General features: G+C 72.3%; 16 protein-coding genes and 1 other RNA gene. 7 read left to right on the top strand and 10 right to left on the bottom strand.

Annotated elements, in window-relative coordinates; translation table 11 throughout:
• Positions 1–14: 14 nt before the first annotated feature.
• Positions 15–3272: a UvrD-helicase domain-containing protein gene (locus tag VG869_10085; GenBank protein ID HEV3451543.1), complete on the bottom strand. Its 3258-nt coding sequence runs from the start codon at positions 3270–3272 to the stop codon at positions 15–17.
• The gene (locus tag VG869_10080) at positions 3269–6337 is read right to left on the bottom strand and encodes a PD-(D/E)XK nuclease family protein (protein ID HEV3451542.1); all 3069 of its coding nucleotides are present in this window, start codon (positions 6335–6337) and stop codon (positions 3269–3271) included. Before VG869_10080 ends, VG869_10085 begins: the two co-directional genes overlap by 4 nt.
• A 122-nt stretch (positions 6338–6459) precedes the next feature.
• Here VG869_10080 and VG869_10075 point away from each other — a divergent pair, with 122 nt between their 5' ends.
• Genes VG869_10075 through VG869_10055 form a run of 5 tightly spaced genes read left to right on the top strand, consistent with a single transcriptional unit; the run spans position 6460 to position 10772 of the window.
• Positions 6460–8520 (top strand): transglycosylase domain-containing protein, encoded by a 2061-nt coding sequence (locus VG869_10075; protein HEV3451541.1) that lies wholly within the window; start codon positions 6460–6462, stop codon positions 8518–8520.
• 51 nt (positions 8521–8571) lie between these two features.
• Positions 8572–9285 carry a C4-type zinc ribbon domain-containing protein gene (locus VG869_10070; protein ID HEV3451540.1) on the top strand — a complete coding sequence of 238 codons (714 nt, stop codon included), beginning with the start codon at positions 8572–8574 and terminating at the stop codon, positions 9283–9285.
• A complete protein-coding gene (locus VG869_10065; GenBank protein ID HEV3451539.1) occupies positions 9282–9701 on the top strand; it encodes a ribonuclease HI family protein in 420 nt (139 codons plus the stop codon). Before VG869_10070 ends, VG869_10065 begins: the two co-directional genes overlap by 4 nt.
• Positions 9702–9705: 4 nt before the next feature.
• Complete coding sequence (locus tag VG869_10060; GenBank protein ID HEV3451538.1) at positions 9706–10188, top strand: hypothetical protein; 483 nt, start codon at positions 9706–9708, stop codon at positions 10186–10188.
• Positions 10185–10772, top strand: a complete 588-nt coding sequence (locus VG869_10055) for a histidine phosphatase family protein (protein ID HEV3451537.1) — start codon at positions 10185–10187, stop codon at positions 10770–10772. Before VG869_10060 ends, VG869_10055 begins: the two co-directional genes overlap by 4 nt.
• A gap of 19 nt (positions 10773–10791) precedes the next feature.
• Here VG869_10055 and bioB read toward each other — a convergent pair whose 3' ends face one another.
• Positions 10792–11862 (bottom strand): biotin synthase BioB, encoded by a 1071-nt coding sequence (gene bioB / locus VG869_10050; protein ID HEV3451536.1) that lies wholly within the window; start codon positions 11860–11862, stop codon positions 10792–10794.
• A 98-nt stretch (positions 11863–11960) separates the two neighbouring features.
• Between bioB and rnpB the strand changes: the two genes are divergently transcribed.
• An RNA gene (gene rnpB, locus VG869_10045) (RNase P RNA component class A) lies at positions 11961–12337 on the top strand.
• 256 nt (positions 12338–12593) lie between these two features.
• On the opposite strand, the gene VG869_10040 is transcribed toward rnpB, so the two are convergent.
• From VG869_10040 to VG869_10020, 5 genes are all read right to left on the bottom strand, one after another.
• On the bottom strand, positions 12594–12875 hold the full coding sequence (locus VG869_10040; GenBank protein HEV3451535.1) for a hypothetical protein: 282 nt from the start codon (positions 12873–12875) through the stop codon (positions 12594–12596).
• A 377-nt stretch (positions 12876–13252) separates the two neighbouring features.
• Positions 13253–13852 (bottom strand): dihydrofolate reductase family protein, encoded by a 600-nt coding sequence (locus VG869_10035; protein HEV3451534.1) that lies wholly within the window; start codon positions 13850–13852, stop codon positions 13253–13255.
• Between the two features lie 250 nt (positions 13853–14102).
• Positions 14103–14492, bottom strand: coding sequence for a VOC family protein (locus VG869_10030; protein ID HEV3451533.1), 390 nt, complete (start codon positions 14490–14492; stop codon positions 14103–14105).
• Positions 14493–14713: 221 nt separating this feature from the next.
• Positions 14714–15814, bottom strand: a complete 1101-nt coding sequence (locus VG869_10025; protein ID HEV3451532.1) for a YHYH protein — start codon at positions 15812–15814, stop codon at positions 14714–14716.
• 46 nt (positions 15815–15860) lie between these two features.
• Positions 15861–16763, bottom strand: coding sequence for a diiron oxygenase (locus VG869_10020; protein ID HEV3451531.1), 903 nt, complete (start codon positions 16761–16763; stop codon positions 15861–15863).
• 142 nt (positions 16764–16905) lie between these two features.
• Between VG869_10020 and VG869_10015 the strand changes: the two genes are divergently transcribed.
• Positions 16906–17556, top strand: a complete 651-nt coding sequence (locus VG869_10015; protein HEV3451530.1) for a TetR family transcriptional regulator — start codon at positions 16906–16908, stop codon at positions 17554–17556.
• A 102-nt stretch (positions 17557–17658) separates the two neighbouring features.
• Here the strand turns inward: VG869_10015 and VG869_10010 are convergent, their stop codons facing one another.
• Together VG869_10010 and VG869_10005 are read right to left on the bottom strand one after the other, a co-directional pair.
• Positions 17659–18759 carry a glycoside hydrolase family 43 protein gene (locus tag VG869_10010; GenBank protein HEV3451529.1) on the bottom strand — a complete coding sequence of 367 codons (1101 nt, stop codon included), beginning with the start codon at positions 18757–18759 and terminating at the stop codon, positions 17659–17661.
• 94 nt (positions 18760–18853) lie between these two features.
• A partial coding sequence (locus VG869_10005) for a TauD/TfdA family dioxygenase (GenBank protein HEV3451528.1) occupies positions 18854–19315 on the bottom strand: 462 nt, incomplete at its 5' end.

Here is a 19315-nt window from a genome sequence, read left to right as displayed (position 1 = left end):
GCTCCAGTCCGCGGTCACGCCGGGATCGAGACCAGGCGCTCGCGCACGGCACTGATCGCGGCGGGCAGGTCGACGATCGGGCGCTCGAGCGCGCCGCCGGCCCGGGCGAACACGAACACGCACCGAGCCACCGGCTCTGACAGCGCGGCCTCGAGCGCGAGCGCGTACGCCGCGCCCTGGACCGAGTAGCGGGCGACCGCGGCGTCCAGGTCGGCGTCGGTCGGAGCCCGGTCGGTCTTGTAGTCGACCACGACGAGGCCTTCCGGGCCGCGGGCCAGGAGGTCGACGAAGCCTTCGAGGAGGACGCCCTCGACCTCGGCCGCGACCGGCACCTCCCGCCACCGGGGCCAGCCGCCGGCCACGACGGCCTGCACGGTCGGTGCGGCGAGGACGCTGGCCGCCAGCGTCCGGACCTCGGCCTCGCGGTCGCCGACGCCTTCGGCCAGGGCCTGCGCGCGTGCCGTCGCCTCGAGACCGGCGCCGGTCGCGAGGTCGACGGTCTGGAGGACGGCGTGGACGGCGCGGCCCAGCGCGGTCCCGGCCCGACCCCGCTGCCACGGCGGACGCGCGTCCACCGCCACCTCGAGGTCTTCGCGCTCGAGCTCGGCCAACGTCGTCGCCGCGATCGAGCCCGGCGCGCTGGCGCGCTCGATGACAGCGAGCCGGTGCTCGATCCACGCCTGGCGCCGGGCGGGGTCGGCGCTGGCGGGCGGCGGCGAGACGCGAGGGCGGCGCGGCGGGGCGCCCTGGCGTGGCACGAGGTCCTCGTGGGGGGCGGCGGCCAGCCGGGGTGCGAGGCGCGCGGCGTGGCAGGGGCCGTTCGCCTTGTGGTGCAGGCTCACGACCAGGTGGTCCCGGGCCCGCGTCATCGCGACGTAGAGGAGGCGGAGGCGCTCGGCCTCGTCGTGGGCCTGCTCGTCGCGCCGCCGCGCCGCGAAGCCCGGCGTCTCGACCAGGGTGCCCCGCGACGCCGCGCCCACGTGCAGCTCGGGCCCGGACGGGCCCCAGAGGACCGGCGGCGGCTGGTTCGACGGCACCGTGTTGAGCCCGGCGAGGATCACGATCGGGAACTCGAGGCCCTTGGCGCCGTGCACGGTGAGGATCCGCAGCGCCGGGTCGTCGGGCTCAGGGGCGACCGACTCGTTGACGCGCGCCCCCTCCTCGGCCTGCCGACGAGCCCACTCGACGAACCCGCGCAGGCTGGTCTCACCCGCGTCCTCCCAGGCTCTCGCCTGGTCGAGGACGAACCGGATGCGCCGCCAGTGGTCCCGCGGCCGTCGATGTCGCGCCGCCAGCTCGAGCAGCCGCCGCTCGCGCACGACCGCGGCCACCGTCCCGCTCACGGTTCGCCACCATCGCGCCTCCCAGAAGCCCCGCAGCGAGCGCAGCGCGCCGGCGACCGGGTCCGCGTCGCCGACCGCCGGCTCCCGGCGGTAGTCCCACCCCCCGCCGGCGGCGGCGTGCTCGACGAGCTCGGCGTCGGTGCACCCGAAGCCGGGGGAGCGCAAGGCGGCGACGATCGCGATCTCGTCGGTGGGGTCGTCGACGGCGGCGAGGACCGACAGCAGGTCGCGGACCTCCGCGGTCGAGTACACGAGGCTCTGCGACTCGACCCGCACCGGGATCTCGGCCTCCTCGAGGCCCGCCTCGAGCGCGGGCAGCACCGTCCGCGACGGGATGAGGAGCGCGATGTCGCGCTCGACCGCGGCGCGGACGCGTCCGTGGTCGTCCACGGGCCAGCCCTCGTCCACGATCTGGCGCACGGTGGCCGCGATCTCGGCGGCTTCGTGCTTGCGCACCTCGGCGACCGGCGCCTCCGCCGCCGCTCCGATCGCGGCGACCCGAGTCCGGTCGGCGGGGACGTCCCGGTGCGCGTGCAGCGGCACGTGCGCGGCCTGCACGCCGGCGATCTCGTCGAGCAGCGTCTCGAAGACGTGGTTGACGGCGTCGAGGATCGGCGGCGCCGACCGGAAGTTCTCGACGAGGGCCACCGGCTCGAGGCCGAGGCGCTCGCGGGCCTCGTGGTACACGCGCAGGTCGGCGTCGCGGAACCGGTAGATGGCCTGCTTCGGGTCCCCGACGAGGGTCAGGGCGCCGGGTCGGACCTCGACGTCCGACCATCGCCGGCGCGCCGGGTCCGGGTCCGACGTCGCCAGCAGCACCGCGAGCTCGATCTGGAGCGGGTCGGTGTCTTGGAACTCGTCGACCAGCAGGCACCGGTAGCGGGCCGCGGTGGCCGACCGGGCTCCGGGGTGGTCGCGCAGCAGGTCGCGGGCGAGCACGAGGAGGTCGTGGAACCACAGGCGACCCTCGTGGCGGCGCTCGTCGGCGCTCCGGCGAGCGAACGCGGCGAGGCGGGTCGTCAAGACCGCGAGGGCGCCCCGGCGGAGCTCGTTCACGACGTCGACCCGCACCACCTCGGCGTCGGCGCAGGCAGCTCGTGCGGCGTCGACGTCGTGCCAGCAGGCCCGCCGGCCGCGGCGACACTCGAGCCGGGGCACGGCGAAGATCGCGTCAAGCACGTCGAGCGGATCGGCGGCGGCGGCGAGGGCGTCCCGGTAGGCGACGAGGGCGTCGATGTGCCGGGCCAGGAGGTCCTCGCCGTCGGTGCAGGCGTCCCGCCGCAGGGCCAGGAGCCGGTCGAGTGACACGCGCAGGTCCGCCACCCGCGGTGCCGGCGTCGCCGGCGGGTCCGCCGGCGGCGGCAGCCGGTCGTGGTAGGTCGAGAGGGCGACGGCGGCGGGCCGAAGGTTCGCCACCGTGAGCCCGCCCGCGAGCCAGGTCGTGAGCGCGTCCTGCAGCGCGGGGTCCGAGTAGAGCTCGTCGACGAGGGCGGCCCACCGCTGCTCGAACGCGACGCTGGCCTCGATCTCCTCCAGCACTCGGAAGCCGGGTGGCAGGCCGAGCTCGAACGGATGCTCGCTGAGGATCCGGTGCGCGAACCCGTGGAGCGTCGTCAGCGCCGCCTCGTCGAGCTGCTCGAGGGCGGCCGCGCAACGCTGTCGCTCGATCGGGTCGCGCGCCGGGTCCGCGGCCGCCGTGACCTGCTCGAGCGCGGCGCGCACGCGGTCCCGCAGCTCCGCCGCGGCCGCCTCCGTGAACGTGATCGCGGCGAGGTGCCGCAGCTCCACGTGACCGGCGGCGACGAGCGCAACGACGCGGTCGACGAGCGCGGTGGTCTTGCCCGTCCCGGCACCGGCCTCGACGAAGAGGCTGGTGTCGTGCGCGTCCCGCACCCGGTCGCGGGCGGGCTGGTCGTGCACGACGCTCACGGCGCCCGATCGGTCTCGGCCTCGAGGGCCCAGAACGGGTCGAGCGCCGGGTCCCCGGCCTTCCGCGCCCACGCCGCCCCCCGGTCGAGGGGGCAGAGGCGGTCGTACGGGCAGCTGAAACAGTGGTCGAAGGTCTCACGCTGGCCCCGAGGATCGTACGTGGGCTCACCGGGGTAGGCGGGGAAGCATCCCTGCTCGACGCCGTCGACGATGGCGTTCACGACGGCGTCGAACCGGGCCCGGACCGGCGCGTCGAGCACGAAGCCGTCGAAGGCGTCCTCGACGGCGGCCGCGCGCGTGAACCAGTAGTACGCCTCGGCGTGCCGCGCGCCGGTGCGCTCGACCGCCGCGAGCGCGTACACGGGCAGCTGGAGGAGCCGTCCGGCGTCGACGGGATCCTGGTCGAGCCGCGGGTAGCGGTCCGGGTTCCCGCTCTTGTAGTCGTACACCACGACGCGGGTCCCGTCGGGGGACCGGTCGACGCGGTCGATGCGGCCGCGGAACGTGACCGGCTCCGAGCCGGGACGCGGGACGACGACGCCCGGCTGCCCGCCGATCCCGAAGGCCAGCTCGAGCCCGTCGGCCGCGGGCGCGGCGTCGCGCTCGCGGCGGCGGGCGGCGTCGATGTCGAGGAACCGGAGCGCGCTCCGCTCGATGCGACGGCGAGCGAACCGCCACAGCAGCGGTCGGCCGGTGACCCCGCGCGCCTCCGCGTCGTCGCAGCAGGCGTCGACGATCGCCGCCATCCGGGCCCGATCGCGCTCGTCCCAGGCCTTCGAGGGGGACGACGGCGGGCGCTCGCGCACGAACCGCTCGAGGATGCTGTGGATCAGGGTCCCCTCCTCGAGGGGACGGATCGTGTCCGCGGCCTCGGGACGCGGGAGCTCGCGGACCCGCAGCACCCGGCCCAGCAGGTACCGGAACGGGCAGACGGCCCAGTCCTGGAGCGTGGTGGCGCCGATCGGCCGCCCGTCCTCGCCGCGACCGGTCGACGGGCCCACGTTGCCGTCGGCCGCCGTGAACGCGGCCGAGGCCCGTCGGGCCGCGAGCGCGTAGCCGCGCCCGAGCGCCCCCTCGGCGAGCGGGTGGTCGGCGACGGCGCGCCCCGCGTCGCGCCACTCGGTCAGGGCCCGGAGGTCGCGCTCGACAAGCGAGCCCGGCTCGGCGTCGCGGACGACGCCGGCCTCGAACGACGCCACCACCTCGAGCCACGGCGCCGGCTCCGAATCGCGCAGCTGCTCGGCGCTCACGAGTCGCCCGGCGTGGCCGGAGGCGACGTCGAGCAGCCAGCGGGCCGGGAGCCGGCTCTGCTGCGCCCGCGGGTCGGCGCGGGGGAACGACACCAGCGCGGCCTCGGCGCCCGCCAGCGCGGCGACGTAGTCGCGCCGCTGCTCACCGCGGCGCGCACTGGTCGTGACGAGCCCGGCGGCGGCGCGGTCGGCGTCGGAGAGGAAGGGGTCCTCCCGGCCGTGGGGCGGGAGGGTGCCCTCGGCGCCGCCGAGGACGGCGACGACATCGAAGTCCGCCGCGTAGGCGGCGTGGAGCGGTCCGACGAAGACGCCGGTCCCGAACCGGCCCACGTGGGCGCCCGGCGCGTCGAGGGCGGCGTCGAGGGCGGCCCGGAAGCGCGCGATCCCAGCCGGGTTGCCGAGCTCGTCGAGGGTGGCGAGCTCGCCGAGGGCGTCGTCGATCCGGCGGGCGGCCTCGAGCTCGGGGTCCGGCCAGTCGCCTCGCCGGCCCTCGCCCCCGAGGAAGTGGGCGAGGAGGTCGCGCGCCCAGCCCGCGAGCGCAGCCCAGCCGGGGGGCTCCGGCGGCCGGGCGCGGGCCACGAGGTCGTCGACGAAGGCGAGGAGTCGCCGAGCCTGGTCGCGGTCGCGCTCGAGCCGGCCGACGTGCCAGTCCGCCGCGTCGTCGTCCGTCGCCGCCAGCTCGGCGTCGAGCTCCCGGGCGTAGTGCTCGAGGCGAGCCGCCCATTGGTCGGCGCCGGTGACGACGCCGGCAGCGCGGGACACGAGGTCCCACCGGGCCGCGGGGACCCGCCGACCGCCGTCGAGGACCGGGCCCGCCGCCAGCCACGCCGCGACCGCGTCGCGGGCGAAGTCGGCGTCGACGAGGTCGACGACGCCGGTGAGGATGCGGCCGACGATGGTGTCGGCGAGGCGCGTCGGCGACGGACCGTTCCACGGGACGCCGGCGCCGTCGAGGAGCTCGGGCACGAGCCGGGCGTACGGCTCGCCGACCGGGAAGAGGATGGCCATGCGGCCGAGCGCGGTGCCCGCCTCGGCGCGCGCCAGGAGCCGGCGCACCACGGCTCGGGCCTCGTCCTCGGGATCGGGAGCGGCGAGCAGAGCGGGCGCCGGCGCGGGTGGCAGCCGGTCGTCGGCGGCGACGACGGTGACGCGACCGGCGGCGGCGAGCGCCTGCAGCAGACTCGCCTCCGCCACCGTGAGCCGGCGCGGGAGGTAGACGATCACGCGGCCGAGCTCGTCGAGGGAGGCGCCGCCGGCGACCGCGGTCGTGGCCGCGCGGGCCAGGTCGTGCTCGTCGTATCCGAAGCGCGTCAGGGTCAGGAAGCGCTCGTAGAGCGCGACGATCCCCGCGGGGCCGGGTCCCCGGGCGGCGAGGGTCGCGAGCGCGCTCGGTGCGACCCCGCGCAGCTCCGCGAACGTCGCCGCCAGGCCGTCGTCGGTGGCCCGAGTCGCGGCGACGGCGGCGAAGGGGCCGGGATCGGCCGCGAGAGCGGCGTGCACGGCCTCGACCCGGCGGGCCGCGGTCAGCGGCACCCGACCGGCGTCGGCCAGCGCCGGTGCCCCGAGCAGCTCCGCGACGCGGGCGAGCGGGAGGAACCGGACGTTCACGAGGCCGCGGCGTCGGCCGAGGTCGCGGCGGAGCGCCAGCCCCGCGTACGGCGACGGGACCGCCACCGTCACGGGGGCCAGGGGATCGGCCGCCTGGGCCCGCGCGACGAGGTCGCGGAGCACGCCTCGGGCCGGGGCGCCGAACGCGGTGGCGACCACGGGCACGCCCGCGGGGACGCCGTCAGGCCCGAGCTCGGCGCGGCTCACCGCCGGAGGCTACCGACCGGGTGCGACGACCCTTGTGGGACAGGGGCGAACCAAGAATCGGGTTCTCGCTGTGCCAATCTGGATCCTTCATGTTCCGGCTTAGGCCGGCCGCCCGGCGGTTGGTGACCACCATCGTGATCGGAGGGTTCGCCGTGGGCGCGTGCCTCGCCGCGCTCCTGCCCGGGACGGCGGTGTTCGCCAAGAGCTACCAGTACCAGAGCAACACCATCGGCCAGCTCCGGGCGCTGGCTCAGCGGTCGACCGTCTACGACGCCACCGGGGCCCAGATCGGCCAGCTCGGCACCCAGAACCGCGAGGACGTGAGCCTCGACGAGGTCCCGAAGATCCTGCAGAACGCCGTGATCGCGGTCGAGGACAAGACGTTCTGGAGCAACGACGGCATCGATCTCAACGGGGTGTTCCGGGCCGCGGTGCGGAACATCTCGTCGGGCCAGATCGTCCAGGGCGGATCGACGATCACCCAGCAGCTCGTCAAGCAGCGCATCCTGACCTCGAAGCGGGACGTGAACCGCAAGCTGAAGGAGATCCTCCTCGCCCTGCGGCTGGCGAAGAAGTACTCGAAGCGCCAGGTCCTCGAGCAGTACCTGAACACCGTGTACTTCGGGCAGGGCTCGTACGGGGTGAAGGCCGCCGCCGAGCGGCTCTTCCTCAAGGCCGACGCGGCGTCCCCGTTCGGGGTGCAGGCGACCCAGCTCGGCCAGGTGTCCGTCGGCGAGGCGGCGCTGCTCGCTGGGCTCATCAACAACCCCGAGGGCAACAACCCGTTCACGAACCCCGCCGGCGCCCGCAAGCGTCGGGCCGAGGCCCTCCAGCGGATGGTCATCGAGCACTACATCACCCAGGCCCAGGCTGACGCCGCGAACCAGGAGCCGCTCCCGACCATCAAGCCGCCGTCGGACCTGCGGCCCACGAACGCCTGGGTCGCCGAGGTCCAGCTGCGCCTCTTCACCGACCCGGTCTACGCCGCGCTCGGCAAGACGACCCAGGAGCGCCAGAACGCGGTTCTGAAGGGCGGCCTGAAGATCTACGCGACCCAGGACCCGCGCCTGCAGGACCTGGCCCAGAGCGTGGTCGACCACGACCTCGGCAGCCCGGCCGGGTTCACCGGGTCGCTGGTGGCGATGGACCCCAAGACCGGCGAGGTCCGCGCCATGGTCGGCGGGGGCGGAAACTTCGCTGGCCACCAGTACAACATCGCCACCCTCTACCCCGGCCGCCAGGCGGGGTCGACGTGGAAGGTCATCACCCTCGCCGCCGCGCTCGAGTCGGGGTTCTCGCCGAACGACATCGTCGACGGGACCTCGCCGTGCGTCCTGCCGCCGTGGGGCATGACCCAGAACGCCGAGGCGGGGGGAGTGGGGACACTGCGCCAGCAGACCGCGGGCTCGGTGAACTGCGCCTTCGCCCGCACCGAGCTGGCGGTCGGCTTCCCGAAGGTGATCGACACCGCCCACAAGATGGGCATCACCCAGACCACGCTGAAGCCGGTCCTGACCCTGACGCTCGGCACGGTCGAGACCACGGCGCTGGAGATGGCCACGGTGGCGAGCACGATCGCCAACGAGGGCGTGCACCACAGCCCGGTGTTCGTGTCAAAGATCGTCGGTCCGCAGGGCCAGGTCATCTTCGACGCCAAGAACCTGCCCGGCACCCAGGTGATCAGCAAGGACACCGCCGACTGCGAGACCGACCTCCTCAAGGGTGTGATCACGGGCGGCACCGGCACCGCGGCGCAGCTGAACGGCCGCGACGCGGCCGGGAAGACCGGCACCACCGACAACCTGACCGACGCCAACTTCCTCGAGTTCACGGGCGGGGCGCAGCTCGCCGACTTCATCTGGCACGGCAACCCGGCCGGCCGGATCCCCGGCGCTGGGTTCGGCGGGCAGACCGCGGCACCGGCGTCGAAGGACTTCATGGACCATGCCCTCGCGGGCCAGCCCGCGCTGCCGCTGCCCGATCCGGGGCCGGCGTGCCAGCGGCCCGGCGGGACGATCACCCCGCTCGGTCGCGTCGCCGGCGGGCCGGGGGCGCTACCGGGCGGTCCGTCGGTGCCGGTCGGCCCGCCGCCGACGGTGGTGATCACGCCGCCGTCGGCTCCGCCGACCGCGCCTCCGACGACGACGCCGAGGACGACCCCCAGCACGACGCCGAGCACGTAGCGCCGGCCGGGGGATGGTGGGGGGCGCCACCCGGCTCGTAGGGTGCGACGCGTGACCGCGCTCGAGCCGCTCCTCGCCCTCCAGGAGCGCGACCTGGCGTTGGACCGGCTGCGCCACCAGCGGGACGCGCTGCCCGAGCGGGCCCGGCTCGCCGGCCTGACCGAACGGCGCGAGGTCCTGGCGGCGGACCGCCAGGCGCGGCAGGCCCAGCGGGACGAGGTCGCTCGCCAGGAGCAGCGCTTCGCCGACGAGGCGGCCCAGCTCGGCGAGCAGGCCGGCGCCGCCGAGCGTCGCCTCTACTCCGGTGAGGTGGCGTCACCGCGCGAGCTGCAGGCGCTGCAGGCCGACGTCGAGCAGCTCCGGCGCCGTCAGCGGACCGTCGAGGACCGGGAGCTGGGCGCGATGGAGCAGCGCGAGCCGCTCGACGGCGAGCTCGCCACCGTCGACGCCGAGTGGCAGGCGGCCGAGGCCGACGCGGCGCGGACGCGCGACGAGCTCGGCCAGCGCCAGCAGGAGCTCGAGGCCTCGATGGCGGTCGAGCAGGCGGCGCGCGACCAGCTGGCGGCCGGGATCGAGCCCGGCCTGGTCGCCGACTACGAGCGGCGCCGAGCCCGCGCCAACGGGGTCGGCGCCGCCCGCCTCGTCGGGTCGACGTGCCAGGGCTGCCACCTCGCCGTCCCGGCGACCGAGGTGGACCAGATCCGCAGGCGGGGCGACGGCGCCGTCGCCTACTGCGACAACTGCGGCTGCATCCTCGTGCCGTGACGGGCCCCGACGAGGTCCTCATCTACTGCGACGGCGGCGCACGCGGCAACCCGGGGCCGGCCGCGATCGGAGCCGTGGTCCTCGACCCGACCACCGACCCGCCGACCCGGCTCGCCACGGTCAGCGAGCGGATCGGCGTGGCGACGAACAACGTGGCCGAATACCGGGCCGTCATCGCCGGCCTCGAGGCGGCGCGCCCGCACCACGCTCGGGTGGCGCGGGTTCGCGCCGACTCCCTGCTCGTGGTCCGTCAGCTGCAGGGGGCCTGGAAGCTCAAGCACCCGCCGCTCCGGCCCCTCTTCGAGCGAGCCCGGGCCCTGCTCGCGGAGTACGAGGTCGTCGACCTCGCCCACGTCCCCCGGGAGCTGAACACCGACGCCGACCTGCTCGTGAACGCCGCCCTCGACCAGCCCTGACGTCGTGCTGCTCTGGTCCACGGCCCTCTCGATCCTGCTCGTGGCCAACGTGTTCCGGAGCAGCGGCCTCGACTACCGCCTCGTCGCGCTCGGCGCACTGGCGCCCCTCTTCGTCGACGCGCCCGTCGGGCACCGGGCGGTCGGGCACACCCTCGTGTTCGCGGTCGGGCTGTTCACGCTCGTGATGGCGGCCACCGCAGGACGCTCCCGGCTGCTGCGGCGCCGGCTGCTGTGCCTCCCGATCGGCGTCTTCGTCGGGCTGGTGTTGTCCGGCGCGTTCACGCAGGACCACGTATTCCTCTGGCCGTTCCTCGGCGACGGCTTCGGCAACGAAGGGCTGCTGCCCGCGTGGTGGGTCGTGCTCCTCGAGGAGCTCGTCGGCCTCGTGGGCTGGTGGTGGATCGTGGGCCAGTTCGACCTCTATCTCATCGAGCCGCGTCGGACCTTCCTGCGGTCGGGTCGACTCCGCGAGGGCGCGCCGTCGTGATCGTGCTCGTGCGCCACGGCGAGACCGACGCCAACCGGGCCGGGTTGCTGCTCGGTCGCGCGAACCCGACGCTCAACGAGCGCGGCCGCGAGCAGGCCGCCGCGGTCGCGGCGGCGCTGCGTCGAGACCCGGTCTCGCTGATCCTGACCAGCCCGCTCGACCGCGCTCGCGAGACCGCCGCCGCCATCGGCGGCGCGACCGGTGTCGAGGTCGAGGTGGAGCCGAGCCTGACGGAGATGGACTACGGGGACTGGGACGAGCGGCGCCTCGCCGACCTCCCGCCCGCGGTCGCGGCGCAGTGGCGCGCCGACCCCGCCTTCGCGCCGCCGGGCGGCGAGAGTCTCGCCGAGCTGCGTGGTCGCGTCGAGCCGTGCACGCTCGCGCTCCTGGAGCGGGCGGCCGACGGGACCGTGATCGTCGTGAGCCACGTGTCGCCGATCAAGACGATGATCCTCGTCGCGCTCGACCTCGGGGACCTCTTCGCCTGGCGGCTGCGGCTCGACGTGGCGTCGATCTCGCGCGTCGGTCCCGGGCCGTCCGGGCCGGTGCTCATCAGCTTCAACGACACCGGCCACCTCCGCTGACCGGCGGCCCCTCCAGGCGTCAGTCGGCCTGGACCGGGATCGACGCGCGGGGCGGGCGAGCATGGGCGCCGGCGCCGTCGACGACGAAGCGACCCTCGCCCGGCCCGTCGGCCACCGGCATGCCGAGCGCGTCCAGCAGCGCCACGTCCGCGTCGGGGGGGCGGCCGGCCGTGGTGAGGTAGTTCCCGACGATCAGCGCGTTCGCGCCCGCGAGCAGGCCCATGGCCTGGAGCTCGCCCAGGACGCGCTCTCGGCCGCCGGCGAGGCGCAGCCACGCCGACGGCAGCACGAGTCGGAACAACGCCACGGCCTGGAGGGCCTCGCGCGCCGAGAGCAGCGGCCGCGCTGCGAGTGGCGTGCCCGGTCGGGGATCGAGGAAGTTGATCGGGACCTCGCACGGGTCGAGCGCGGCCAGCTCGAACGCGAAGTCGACCCGCTGCTCGAGGGTCTCGCCGAGGCCGACGATCCCGCCCGAGCACAGCTCCATGCCCGCCTCGGCGGCGATGCGGGCGGTCCGGACGCGGTCGTCGTAGCTGTGCGTCGTGCAGATGCTGGGGAAGACGGCGCGGCAGGCCTCGAGGTTGTGGTTGTAGCGGCGGACTCCCGCGGCGGCGAGTCGGTTCGCCTGCTCCCGCTCGAGGAGCCCGAGCGAGCACGCGACCTCGAGGCCGGTCTCGCCCCGGACCGCGCCCACCGCCTCCAGGACCCGCCGGAGCAGCCGCTCCTCGGGGTTGCGCACCGCCACCACGATGCAGAACTGCGTCGCGCCGGCGGCGCGGGTCCCCCTCGCCGCTGCGAGCACCTCGTCGAGGTCGAGGAACGGGTAGACGTCGACGTCGGTGTGGAAACGGGCCGACTGCGAGCAGAAGGCGCAGTCCTCGGGACACGCCCCCGACTTGGCGTTGATGAGGCTCTCGAGCTCGACCGTCGGGCCGCAAAAGCTGAGTCGGACGCGGTGCGCCAGCGCGACGAGGTCCGGCAGCGCGTCGAGTGGAAGGGCGGCAAGGGCCGCGACCTCGTCACGGCGGAGGCGCTCCCGGCGATCCACCAGTCGGGACTCAGCCCGGGTGAGTGCGTCAGGTCGGGCCATCGGGCGGAGAGCGTAGAGGGCGTGGCTCGGCGGCCCCGGCCCGATGGCCCGACCCGCCCCACCGCCGTGCCCCGGGGGTGGGAGAATGGCGCTGGTAGCGAGTCGGCCGGGCGGCCGCGTGCCGGCTTCGGTCGGTCCGAGGAACGTCCGGACTCCGCAGGGCACGGTGCTGGGTAACACCCAGTCGGGGCGACCCGCAGGACAGTGCCACAGAGAACAGACCGCCGATGGCGGCGTCAGCCGCACAGGCAAGGGTGAAACGGTGCGGTAAGAGCGCACCAGCGCCCGGGGTGACCCGGGCGGCTCGGCAAACCCCACCGGGAGCAAGGCCAGACAGGGGGAGGACGGCCCGTCTATAGACACCCCCGGGTAGGCCGCTAGAGCTGGCGGGCAACCGACAGCCGAGAGGGATGGCCGCCCCGGAGCGTCGGGCAGACGCTCCGGACAGAATCCGGCGTACAGGCCGACTCGCCACCATTTCGTTAGCCATCAACGGACAAAGGCTATGGGCCGCCGCGCTGTCCTCAGCGAGTCCTCGGCTCGATCGACGCACCCATCGAACAAGACAGCCACAAAAGCGCGCGATCAGCAAGCGCCCGGTCGTTGACTGCTGAGTTGATCGTTGGGTCCCCGGCGTGCCCTGCATCCCGATCTGATTGCGCCATCCCGGCGGTCTTGTCGTCCGGTTGGGTGCTATCCCGTCGCGTCGAACCGCGGCGGAAGGTCTCACGTCATCTCTGCCCGACCTCGCGGGAATACCAGCTGTGAAAGTCGCGCTCGGTGATCTCAGGGGCCCGGGCGCGGTCGCCCATCGCCTCGCCCATCGCCTTCTGCAGTCGCCCTTCCGCGAAACGGTCGAAATGCCGTCGGGACTCCCAAACGTCGCTCACGCCGAGGTGCCCACCCGCGTCGTGGGATCCATGCGCGATGAGCCCGTCAGGCCAGTCCGCCGGGAAATTGAGTGCTTTGCAGATCTTGTCGTAGTCCTCGATCGTGTTCTCTGGGAAGTTCAATCGCAATCCAATGGGCATCTGCAACCTCTTTCGTGTCCGCTGGATGCGGACGCTACTCCGAGCCAACCGGGGATCCTGCGGGAAGGGGAGTGGCGAGCGACGAGCGCCTTCAAGAGCACCCGGTGTTGCTTGCCATGCGGATCCGCTTCGGTCGGTTAAGGAAGGCAACGGGTCGCGGCTCCACAAGATATGCGCACCGAACTCGTCCCTCTTGCAGTGAGGTGGACTATGTCGCACCCCTATGCTGACGGGCCGCAAACGGAACCGTCTTTGATCCCAGCGGACCGGCGATTGGGCTCGTCGTCGCCTGAGATACACCCGGCAGGGATGGCGCGTATTCAATTGCCGTCGGCACGTGCCCTGTGCTCAGCACTTGGCTAAGTAATCCTGTAGACGATATGGGTGGCCAGCGGTGAGGTGGCCACCTCGACTGGCTCGGCGGATAGCTCCGACAGGTCATCGAAGATCCGTTCCCCGCTCCCCAGCACCACCGGGACGAGGTCGAGCACGAGCTCGTCGAGGCAGCCGGCCTGCAACGCCTGGCGAACTGCGCTCGCCCCGCCCGCGACGTCGATCGCGCGGTCGCCGGCCTCCTCCGTCGCCTTGGCCAAGGCCGCGTCGAAGCCATCGACGAAGTAGAAGATCGTCCCGCCCTCCATCGTGATTGGGTCGTGCGGGTAATGAGTCAGTACGAACACCGGGGCGTGGTACGGCGGCTCGGAACCCCACCAACCGCGCCAATCCGAGTTGCCCCACTCGCCACGAACCGGGCCGAACATGTTGCGGCCCATGATGTAGGCCCCGCGGGGGCCGAGCAGCCGATCGGTGAAGGCCTGGTCGACTTGGTGCTTGGGATCGTTGAGATGCCAGCGGTGGAGCTTTATTCCGTCGACGCCAAGCGGGTTCTCTTCGCTCTGGTCAGGTCCAGCCACGAAACCGTCGAGAGAGATGGACATGTGACTCGTGACGAACGACATGCTGCTCAACCTCCTCTGCTGGCCGTCCTCGTCGCGTCGCTGCACCGCACGCAGCCGGCGGGGAACTTCAGGAAACGCTAGAGGTGCGCTGAGACCCGCCCCGCTTGCAGGGCGAGGGTCGCATCCGAGTCCCGGCTGTGCGTGTCAGTGGTGATCGTTTCAGTCGTAGAGATTGGCAGTGCTGGGCTCGGGTTTGGTGGGGTCGCTGCCAACTGGCCGTTCCTCTTGAGGCGGTGTCATGGGGGACGGTTTACCTGCCGAACATTTCCCTCTCGTAGACCATCGCTGCCAACTCGTTCCCCTCGGTGTCGAGGAATTGGGTGAGAGTCCCGACGGTAGGTATCTGGACTTCTTGGTAAGTGATGGTGCCGCCGTTATCGATGACCTTCCTGCGGATGGCACCTAGATCCTCGACGGCGACGGTGCACGTGAAGCCTCGAGTGCCGGTACCAGCGAGTCGTTCCTCCCGGCTGTGGAGCGCTCCGTGGATGCCGGGATGGTCGTCGTCTCCGGTGATGACGTTGTAGAAGCCGGGCGGGCCCCAGGCTTCGAACCGCCAGCCGAACACGGCTTCGTAGAAGCGGCGAGCACGGTCGACGTCGTCGGCGTGGATGGCGAAGTGCACGACGTTGTGAGGCATGAGCGACGATAGACATTCGGGTGGTGTACGTGCTGGCCTTCTGTGTCTGGGTCTGACGACTCGGCCTGGGTCCCGAGCCGTTTCCCGGCCCGGGAGACCCTCCAGCTTGGCAACGCTGAACGCTCCGGGCTTTGGCGGTCGTGCCAGCCGAGCCTCAAGATCGGCCACCCTGGGCATGTTCATACGCGGTCCGACGTATTCAGCCGCTTGCGCCATTTGCTTTAGCGCTGTGGAGGAGCGCCGGGGAGAGCGGGGAAGGCATTTCTGGTTGGTGTGCCTCGGAAGCATGCCACCGTGTTCGGAAAGTCTCGTGTCATCACGTAGTGGTACGTGGTGACGTGCTTTCCTTCCCACGGGATGGTTGAGGTCGTGCCGTGGCAGACATCGAGATCCGCGGTTGTGAGCTCCTTCCCGTTGTCGTCGTAGGGGCTGAAGATGCCGAATCCGTCGAGCGCGTAACCGACCAGAGCGGTTCGTTCGTGGATATTGGGCGTGCACTCGGAAAGTGAGAACCGGTGATATCCGCCGCCGGGTTGCGGTACGCCGGTGCAGACGTCTTGGATTTGGTAGGCGAGTTCGTTTCGGCCACTGGAGTCGAGCGGGACATGTACCGGCACGCCGTCGAGCGTGATCCCAACCTCCTTATAGGTACATGAGGGGGATGCCGCCAGCGTGGGGTAGCGCGGAATCGAGTAGGAGATGTGTTGGGCCGTGACCGCGTTCGGGTTCGGGTCGTATAGATACGCCGGCTCGCTGGCTTGAACCGGGAACCGTCCGGTTGGCACCCCGAGTGGGAAGCCGTTACCGGTGATCACCCGCTGGGTGCCGGTCGTCGTGATCGTGAACCGCGCGTTGGGGTAGCGGACGTTCCCGGAGTCGACGGGCTTCTGTGTCACGTCGTAGGTACCGGACGCTCTGTTGATCCACGGGCCTTCGCGCCGCGCACCAGGACCATTGCGCTGCTGGAACATCTTGGGATCGCAGACGAACACGTATCCCGGTCTCGGCGCATCGGTGACGTAGTGCTGGTCTCGGAGCGGCAACGCGGTCGGGCTGATCGATGTCGAGCGCCGCAGCCAGATGGTCGGGCGCGTGATCGTCGGCGGTCCCCGAACGGCGGAACGCGATGCGCTCCCGGAGCTGCACGCGATCAAGCCGAGGACCACAGCCAGTGAGACGAAGACGCGGACGAGTCGCCACCCATGGCCGTCGCCAGGATTCGGCGACGAGGTGGAGACCGTGGGCGCACCCAACCGCTCGACAGTACCCACCACAGATCCCACCACCCCTGCATCTGTCGCGGGGAAGTGGTCGACCTCCATTGGCCGCGCCCTGTCCTGCCGTTGGTATCTCAGGCTGCCTGGCGGCTCACCCGGCTACGCGTCGCCAGAAGAGGGGAACGCGGCCGCGCTCGAGGACATTGGCGGCGATCAGGCCATCGAGCACGGCGCGAGCCACCTGGCGGCGCAACGCGACGCGCTCGGGCTGCCGGCGGACTCGGAGCCAGGTGCGGACCGACGGAAGCCCAACCGTCCGGTAGACGAAGGGCTGCACGATCATGTCGAACATGAAGACGGTCATGAGCGGCACGATCCAGCGAACCGCGAACCGGTCAGTCCACGTCGCGTGCTTGTAACGCTCTCCGACGGTCATGCGGGCGAAGGCCAAGTGCCGAGCCTCCTCCAGGCGGTGGTATCGGCTGATGTCTCGCACGTACGGGTCGGTGTCGGGGTTCTCGGCTGCGAGCCGCTGGAGCAGATCCGGTGTTTCCTCGCCGACCAGGACCAGGGCGTCGAGCGTCGCTGGCCGCCGAAAGAGCAAGGGGAGAAGCCGTGATCGGATCGCAGTGGCGAGTCTGCTCTCGAACGGGTTCCACTGCCGGGGCGAGAGCTCGTCCAGGAGGCGCACGAACAACCGGGAGTGCCGAGTCTCCTCGCCGATCTCGTGCAGGGCGTACGTGAAGCGCGGATTCGTGACGTCATCGCTCAGCGCCATCTGATACGCGAACCCGGACATGAGCACGGCCTCGAACAGGAGCCCGAACCGGACGATCGAGGCGAGCTCCTCGCGGGCCAAGGTGGCGCGCTGGGCCGGAGTGAGCGAGACATCGAGTCCCGCGATCGACAGCAGCTCGTCGGGGATCGGCTGCTCGTTGGTCAGGCGACCGGTCACCTCGACGTCAGGCTCGACGAACCGGTCGCCGGACGCGCGGTTCAAGCGCCGGACCCGGCTCGTGTTCGCGGCCTCCGAAGCAGTTCGGCTCGCAGTCATGGGCTCGTCCTTCGGGCGGATCGGAGGTGACGCCTCGGCTGTCCTCACTCGTCGGGTCGCACCGGGGGCGTCCTGACCCCCGGAAATCTAGTGAATTTGAGGGATTAGCGCAATTCCATGAATATAGGTTTATACTGAGACCGTGACGGTGACGGCATCGCCGATGACCAAGGGGGAGCGAACCCGGCAGGTGGTCTTGGACGCCGCCATCGCCCGCTTCGGGCGGGACGGCTACCGCGACACTGCGCTCGCCGCGATCGCCCGCGACGCTCGCCTCAGCGGCACCGCCGCCTACGCCTACTTTCCGAGCAAAGAGGCCTTGTTCGTCGCGGCGGTGGACGAGGACGCGGCGGCGGTGATCGGCGAGGGGTTGTCGACCCTTGATGACGACGTCGACGTCGACCGCTGGCGCGAGACGCTGATCTTCGCGCTCGTGGCTGCGGTCGAGCGGCACCCCCTGGCGCGGCGGATCCTGGCCGGGCTCGAGCCCGAGTTCAGCGTCCGGCTGCTGACCATTCCGGCCCTCGAGCAGCTCCGCGAGGCGTGCCGCGAGCGCCTTCGCCGGCAGCAGGCCGCCGGCGTGGTCCGCGGCGACATCGAGGCTGAACCGATCGCGAACGGGCTCGTGGCGATCGTGCTCTCGCTGCTGATGTCACTGGTCCAGACAGGGACTGACCCCGCGGCATTGCTTGGCCGTGACGTCGCCGCCGTCATCGAGGCTGCGCTTCGACCGCCACGCGCGTTGGCCGCGGATCGGGCCAGCCGGACGCAGGAGCGTGACGAGCGCGGGTAGCCCGAGCTCGGTCCGGCTCGTCGCAACCAGGACGGAACCACGTTCCCGTCGCCTTGCGCCGACCCGCCTGGACGATTCGATCTTCGGCCGTCGCCGGCGCGGTCAGAAGGCTCCCAGGTATGGCCCGAAGCCGCTGAAGACGACGTGGGCGAGTGCGACCGGTCGGATCGTCTTCTCCGGGTATCTCACCGCCCAGGGGCCATACACGATCCAGTAGCCGTTCCCGTCGGCGAAGAGTGATGACTCGCCCGGTCCGGAGCCTTGGGTGTTCGACCCCAGGAACGGCCGAGAGGAGGCCGGTTTCGTGCACGGCCCGGCGGGACCCCGGCATTCGGCCACGCCGATGGCGTACTTCGGCGTGTTGTACCAGTTGCCGGAGTAGAAGAGCCAGTAGTGGCCGCTCGCGCGCACCATCTGCGGGGCCTCCACGACCTGACCCTCCCAGAGCTGGTCGGCGGTGACGATCACCGTCCTCGGACCGACGAGCGTGAGCCCGTCACCGCTCAACCGCTGGGCGTAGATGGAGGCGTGCCGCGTGCCGTTCGGGTCAGCGTTGTCGTCGGACTTCCAGTGCAACCAGAGGGTGCCGTCACCGTCGACGAACGTCCGCGGGTCGATCGAGCCGCGACGATCGAGCTGGCAGACCAGCAGCCGTTCGACCGGCTTGAACGGTCCCGTCGGCGTGGACGCGGTGGCGGTCCCGATGCACCGGGTCCATCCGTTCTGGCTCTTGACGAGCGCCGAGTAGTACAAGACCCAGGCGCCGTTGACGCGTCGAACGTCCGGGGCCCACGTCGAGCCCCACGTCGCCCAGCGCGGCAGCGTGGGCAGGGCGTCCCGCGCCGGGCTCCAGTGCGCGAAGTCGGTCGAGACCCAGAGCGGCAGGTTCGGGGAATCGAACGTGCCCGATTGGCTCGAGTACAGGTAGTACTTCCCGTTCGTCACCAGCACGAACGGGTTGGGCCGGTCCCGCCCGGGGTCCACGATCCTCGCCGGGGAGCTCGAGTCGGCGCCCGGTACCCCGCCTCCCGGCCGGGTGACGATCCTGGTCGGGAACCTCGGCGCCGCGGTCGGGGGGGCGGCCGTCGACGTCGTGGCTACGACGACCGCGACGCCGGCCACGACCGCGAGGCCGGCCACGGGGACCAGGACGCGGGCGGCACCGGACCCGCTCCGCAGCCGGCTCAGGAGTCGCCGCAGCACCGATGTGTCATCGACCGGCGTCGCAGCCCGACGCTCGTTCCCGCGCCGCTTCGACGCCCTCGCCCATCAACGGTGGGCTCATCACACCCGGTGATCAGTCCGTGCCCGGAGGCGGCATCGCGGGCCCGAAGGGACGGTCCCCCCGCAGCGTCACCCGATGGACGATCCGCACCGCGTCGCCATAGTCGTCGAGGGCGTAGTGCAGGGTGGCCCGGTTGTCCCAGAAGGCGACCGTCCGCTCGTGCCAGCGGTACCGGCAGGCGAACTCGGGCCGCTGGCAGTGCCGGTAGAGCATGTCGAGCAGCGCAGCGCTCTCGACCTCGGAGACCCCCAGGATCAGGCGCGTGAACTGCGAATTCACGAACAGCCCGGCACGGCGGGTCTCTGGGTGGGTGCGCACGACCGGGTGAGCGGCCGGGTAGAGCTTGTCCACCCACGCGCCGTCCCACTCGAAGCCCCCGTTAGCCTCCACGTCGGCGGCGAACCACGGGTCGTGGTGGATTGCGACCAGCTGGTCGCAGAGGCCGCGGACCGGCTCGGCGAGCGCGTCGTAGGC

Source organism: Acidimicrobiia bacterium (genome assembly GCA_035948415.1).
Lineage (GTDB): Bacteria > Actinomycetota > Acidimicrobiia > IMCC26256 > PALSA-555 > PALSA-555.
Note: the sequence above shows the minus strand (reverse complement) of the source record. Positions and strands in the feature narration are given on the sequence as shown.